General features: G+C 58.4%; 3 protein-coding genes. 1 reads left to right on the top strand and 2 read right to left on the bottom strand.

Annotated elements, in window-relative coordinates; genetic code table 11:
* Positions 1-78 precede the first annotated feature (78 nt).
* Positions 79-2,256 carry a hypothetical protein gene (locus ACW9I6_RS29625; protein ID WP_023659116.1) on the bottom strand — a complete coding sequence of 726 codons (2,178 nt, stop codon included), beginning with the start codon at positions 2,254-2,256 and terminating at the stop codon, positions 79-81.
* Between the two features lie 228 nt (positions 2,257-2,484).
* Positions 2,485-4,746, bottom strand: a complete 2,262-nt coding sequence (locus ACW9I6_RS29620) for a putative bifunctional diguanylate cyclase/phosphodiesterase (protein WP_023659115.1) — start codon at positions 4,744-4,746, stop codon at positions 2,485-2,487.
* Between the two features lie 281 nt (positions 4,747-5,027).
* Between ACW9I6_RS29620 and ACW9I6_RS29615 the strand changes: the two genes are divergently transcribed.
* Complete coding sequence (locus tag ACW9I6_RS29615) at positions 5,028-6,374, top strand: spinster family MFS transporter (RefSeq protein WP_003210907.1); 1,347 nt, start codon at positions 5,028-5,030, stop codon at positions 6,372-6,374.
* Positions 6,375-6,443 lie beyond the last annotated feature (69 nt).

The following is a 6,443-nucleotide window of genomic DNA, read 5'->3' as shown; positions in this document are numbered from 1 at the left end:
AGTGAGCCGCTGTAAGAGCGGAACCGATATAAGCCATCACCCAAATAACGGATATACACCCCACCTCAGCAACAAAGCCTACGCCGTCTTCCCAGTATGGTTATTCAGCGAAATAACCTTGGTCTTCCCAATCCGGTGACGATAAATCTCACGCAGGTACTTGATCGCCTTCTTCACACAATCCCGCGACAGACGAATATCGTTGATCGACACAAACTTGTCCTTGTCGTTGATCAACTCACGATACTTCTTCTCGTACATCGGCTTGATCGCATACCAGTTGGTATCCAGGATCTTCGCCGGGTTCTCGAACTCGTTGAGCAGCTCATCAATCCGGTCTTCATCAAAATCCTCATGGATGATGAAATCCAGGATCGAATTATCCAAGGTGTCATCAAACCGATACGGATTACGCGCAAAACAGCGCTTGATAAATGCCACGATCAACGTCAAAAAATCATCCGACAGGCACGGGCTTTTAGCGATCAAGGTCGTGAGCGACAAGTTGGCCGACGCCCCGATCACCAGCGCATACCGTTTGAGCGTCGTATTGGGAAACAGGCTGTTGAGGTGCGTCTTGAGCCGATTCAGGTCCATATAGGACAGCTTGTAATCCTTGGGCAACGACACAATCGACACCACCGACGAGCAGTTCTTGAAGAAGTGCAGGTCATGCAACGCCGCCGCGTCATACCCGGAATTCTTGTACTGCTCCAGGGAGGCCTTGTACCGCTTGGACTCAATCGGCAACAGGCTGATGCCTTCGATCGCCTGGGTCACCTTGTTGAAGTGCGGCAGATCAATGGAACGGAAAAACAGGTCGTCGATGTTCAGCCGCTGCGGCTCTTTTTCGAACACCTTGAACTTGTCGCTCGAAGGCGCCGGCGTTTCCGGCACCACCGATTCGGCGTAGGCAATCGCCACCGGGCCGGCCAGGCTCATGAACAGGTCGTTGGCATCCAGGCGGATGGTCTCGCCAATGTCGATCCCGGCGCGACGGAAGTAGTTCTGGTCGTAGTCGGTGGTAACCGCCTGGGCCGTCAGAATGTTGAAGATCTGCTGCGAGATGTACTGGTTGGCGTGCTTTTCCATGGCATTGACATCAATGTTCTGGATGTTGCCGTCATCGCTTTCCTCGGCGTAACGCATGATGTCGTTGGAGATCAGCATCATCGCGTTCCACGGTCGGATACGGCCTTTCACGCTGGCTTCGCTGCTGTCTTCATTGTCGAAGTTGTACGAGAAGTCCCATTCTTCCGACAGGTATTTGCACAACAGCCGCCCGGCGTTGATGTGCAGCGCCTCGGACATTTCGCTGCGGTGATCGGAGATGTTCGGCAGCACACAAATCCCGCTGGTGAAGATCGGCTCGAACACGAAGGCGTGACCGCTTTTGCTGTCGTGTTCGTCGGCAGGCTTGGTGTCGAACGTCTTGTTCATGTACGAGTGCTGCTGGGCCAGGCCGAACTCCGAGGCCATGCCTGAACCGGTACCGCCGCCGGCACTGAAGATCGAGAAGTACAGGCGCGACTGGTTGGCCTTGATGCCGCAGGAGTCGATCAGGTACGAGTGGATCATCTTCCAATCGGGGCTGGAGAAGCGCTGGGTGTCTTTGTTGAGGATGATCTTGGCCAGGTACTGGCCGAGGATCGGCGCGTTACCGGCGCCGCCGGCATGGACTTCCGAGAGGTCCATGATTTTCATCTTGCTGTAGTCCCGCAGGAAACCGCTTTTCTCACCCTTGCGCGAGAAACGGATGCGCCCGGCAATGTCCTTGTCCAGGTCGCCCAGCATCACCAGCGGCTCGACCAGGAACACCGGTTTGGTGCCCTTGTTCGAACCCAGGCGCAGGTTGTTGCGAATCCACTGGGCGGGGCGGTAGCCCTTGTCGGTGGATTTGTCTTCGTTGCTGAATTCGTTGAGGTAGAACTTGCGGGCGTTGTACACCAGCTCTGCCACATCCAGGGCAATGTTGGAGCCACAGCGGCCCAGGCCGATCAGGCACACCGAGGGGAATTCCTGCTCATTGCGCAGTTCACCGTCGACTTCCAGGTGCGGTGCGCGCGGGAACACCATGTCGCGCAGGCCGTCGAGGTTATCGAGGATGCGGTCGGTGTTGGTTTCGGTAAAGTACAGGTACTGCTGGGTGGCCAGTGGGCGGGCGGTGCTCAATGACTTTGAACCTGAGGGTTTTTCCGCAGGGGCTGTCAGCAACACGTCGGATACCGCAGTGGCAGAGTTATTTTTAGAAGTCATTGTGCGCCATGTGCCTGGACGGATGGCTGAGTAAGTATCAAATAGCCATCACAGAATGAGAGATCGCGACTTTACAGTGCGTCCGGGTCTTGGGCGATAGGGTTTAACCCTAGGGTTTTAAGGGGAAAGCCTGGCCGGACTCTGATGAATCGGCCGTTCGTCGGAGTTCTTTAGTGAAATGATGGCGATTTGCCAAATATGTGGGAGCGAGCAAGCCCGCCCCCATATTCAGCGAATTGGCCGAACGATGGACGCCGGGCCCGCACGACCCGAAGGCGGATCTTTCGGCGCGGGGTCACCCCCCGTCAGGCCCAGCAGGCTGAACAGGTTGTTCTGGTCCAGGCTGTTGATCACCGCGCTGATATCACTCAACGGCACCGCAGCGCTGAGCAGGTAACCCTGAACAAAATCACAGCCGTGTTTTTGCACCACTTCAAATTGTTGCAGGGTTTCCACGCCCTCTGTCACCACCTGCAGGTGCAGGGTGTGGGCCATGCCGATAATGGCCTGGACGATCTCGATGTCGGCGTTCGACTTGGGGATATCCTGGATAAATGAACGGTCGATTTTCAAGGTGTTCAACGGCAGGCGCTTGAGGTAGGCGAGGGACGAGTAGCCGGTGCCGAAGTCGTCGATGGACAGCGACACGCCCAGGGCGCGGATTTGCCGCAGCAATGCCAGGGTGCTGCTGATATTGCCCATCAGCGCGTTCTCGGTTACTTCCAGTTCCAGGCGATTGGCGGCGATCCCGCCGAAGCGCAGGGCGTTTTCGATCTCATCGGCCAACTCGTCACGGGTCAGGTTCAGGGCCGAGCAGTTCACGGCCATGACCAATTCGGTGTGGCCTTGTTCCGACAGCAGGCTCAGGTCGTGACAGGCCTGGCGCAGCACCCAGTGATCCAGTTCGGCAATCAGCCCGTTGCTTTCGGCAATGCCGATGAACCGGTCCGGGGTCAGCAGGCCATGTTGGGGGTGTTGCCAGCGCACCAGGGCTTCGAGGCGCGTGACCCTGCCTTTTTTCAGGTCAAGTATCGGTTGGTAAAACAGCACCAACTCGTTCTTGCCCCGCAGTGCGGCGCGCAGTTCCTCTTCCAGCTGCAGTTCCAGGAAGGCCCGGGTTTTCAGGTTGGAGCTGAAGAAGTTCAGGCTATTACGCCCGGCATCCTTGGACTGATACAGCGCCAGGTCAGCGGTCTTCAGCAGCTCTTCGCTGGTTTTGCCGTCTTCGGGAAACAGGCTGATGCCGATGCTGGTGGTCATCACCATGCGCCGGCCGGCCAGTTCGATGGGGTCTTTCATTTTCTGCATGATGCGCTGGGCCATGTGCCGCGCTTCATCGCGGTGATGGATGCTGATCAGGATGCAGAATTCGTCACCGCCAAACCGCGCGACCACGTCGTCATGGCTGCGCACCGAGCTTTTGATGTGGCCGGCCAGCACCGTCAGCAGTTCGTCGCCGGCGTCATGGCCGAGGCTGTCGTTGATGCGCTTGAAGTGGTCGATATCCAGGAAGATCACCGCCAGCATGCCGTCGGTGGCGGTTTTTTCCGCGAGTTTCTCGGCGAAGATCTGGTTGAAACCACGGCGGTTGAGCAGGGTGGTCAGGGCATCGTAATGCGCCACCTGTTGCAGCGAGGCGCGGGCCTGGTCCAGTTCGGTGAGCAGGGCGTTGACCCGGCGCAGGTCGGTTTCCTTGTGTTGCAGCTTCTTGTCCGCGAGGGCAGCACTGATGCTGCTGCCAATCACCAGTAGGGCGATGACCGCCACCAGCAGCCCCAGTTGGACCGGGTTGTTGTCCACCGGCAGTGCCGACTGTACGAGGTCTTCGGGTACCAGCAGCTGCATGGCCGCCATGCCGGTGAAGTGCATGCTGATAATGCCCGCGCCAAGCACCAGGCTGGCCGCGTACTTGAGCAATTGATGGAACATGCCGGTGCCGTTGCGCAGGTACAGCGACAGCAGCAACGCCGCCAGGCTGGCGCCGATCGCGATCAACACAGAGGCGAGGAACAAGCCAGTCTCGAAATACACGCCCGCCTCGGAGCGCATGGCCGACATGCCCACGTAGTGCATCAGCGCAATACCCAGCCCCATCCACACCGACGCCAGCACATATTGGTGGGCGCGCAGCCTTGGATGACTGAGGGTTTGCATGGCGAACAGCGCCGCGATCAGGGCGATCAGCAGCGAGGCGAACGTCATGATCAATTCGTAGTGAATCGCGATAGGCGCCTGGAAGGCCAGCATGCTGATGAAGTGGGTCGACCAGATGCCGCCTGCCAGGCAGCCCGCGCCTACCCAGCGCCAGTGCCGTTGAGCCTTGGGGTTGTCGACATGGCCGACCCGCTCGGCCATGTCCAGGGTGCCGAAGCCCGCTGCACACGCCACTACATACGCCAGTAGCACCAGAAAGGGGTTATGACTGCAATTGAGTAATAAGTGCCCACTGTCCGGAAGGTCGGTAAAAAAATGCAAACCAAGCCATTCCATAGCATGTCCCGTCACAGAGTTTTAGTCTGACTGCGTCTTTCAGTATAGAGAGCGTGAGCGAGTTACAAGGATTGATGGCAGATTGCTTCTAATTATTTGGCGATGATTTTATAAACAACTAGAACCAAATGATTAGGGATGACCGCCCGGGTCGCCCGATGGAGTGACATCAGACTTACGAATCATTACAGACAATCCCCACGAGGCTGACTAGATTGCAGGTTCCGGGCTCAGGATGCGTCTGGCATCGCGGCTCACATAACAATAAAAGAGACGGACCCATGCAGAACTCGACCCAAGCGGCGAATGCCTGGCGCATTCTGTTCCTGCTGTTCCTGGCCAACCTGTTCAACTTTTTCGACCGCACCATTCCCGCGATCATCATCGAGCCGATCCGCATGGAATGGCACCTCAGCGACTTCCAGCTCGGGATCATCGGTACCGCGTTCACCATTGTTTATGCAATTGCCGGCTTGCCGCTGGGGCGCCTGGCCGATACTGGCTCGCGCAGCAAACTCATGGGCTGGGGCCTGGCGGCGTGGAGTGGCCTGACAGCGGTCAATGGTCTGGTGGGCAGTTTCTGGACCTTTTTGCTGGTGCGCATGGGCATCGGCATCGGCGAGGCCAGTTATGCGCCGGCGGCAAACTCGCTGATCGGTGACCTGTTTCCCGCCCACCGCCGTGCCCGGGCCATGGGGATCTTCATGCTGGGCCTGCCCTTGGGCCTGTTGCTGGCCTTCTTCACCATTGGTGCGATGGTCAAGGCGTTCGACAGCTGGCGTGCGCCATTCTTTATTGCCGCGGTGCCGGGGCTGATCCTTGCGGTGTTCATGTTCTACATCAAGGAACCCAAGCGCGGCGCGGCGGAAGCCGTGCAAGTCTCCCAGGAGAAAGTCGACCGGCCGATTCGCCGGGTGCTGGCGGTGCCGACATTCCTCTGGCTGGTGCTGGCCGGGTTGTGCTTCAACTTCGCCACCTATGCCTGCAACTCGTTCCTGGTGCCGATGCTGCAGCGCTATTTCCTGCTGCCGTTGCAGGATGCGGCAGTCGCCACCGGTGTCATCGTCGGTATTACCGGCCTGGTGGGCCTGACCCTGGGTGGCTGGATTGCCGACAAGATCCATCAACGCATCGCTAACGGCCGGCTGCTGTTCGCGGCGTGCAGTTTGATTATCTCTACAGTGACCACTGCCTGGGCGTTGCACGCGGGGCGGATCGAGATTGGTGTGTTTGTGGCGCTGTTCAGTGTCGGCTGGCTGTTTGCCTATAACTTCTACACCTGCGTGTACACGGCGATCCAGGACGTGGTCGAGCCGCGCCTGCGGGCGACGGCGATGGCATTGTTCTTCGCCGGCTTGTATTTGCTGGGCGGGGGCATGGGGCCGATTGTGGTGGGCGGGTTGTCGGATCATTTTGCCCATTCGGCGATGTATGCCGACGGTGCCCAGCAGATGACTGAGGCTTACAAGGCGGTGGGACTGCATGACGCCATGTACCTGATTCCGGTGGCGCTGTTTTTGACCATGCTGTTTCTGTTCCAGGCGTCCCGCAGTTTTGTGCGCGATGCCCAGCGGATGAAGGATGGGTTGGGGGTGGTGGAGGTGCCGGCCAGGGCGGTTACTGCCTGAGACCGAGGTGACGCCTTCGCGAGCAAGCCCGCTCCCACATTTGACCGCATTCTCAAGATGGAACTCGGT

The organism is Pseudomonas sp. SDO5522_S412 (assembly GCF_054071215.1).
Note: the sequence above shows the minus strand (reverse complement) of the source record. Positions and strands in the feature narration are given on the sequence as shown.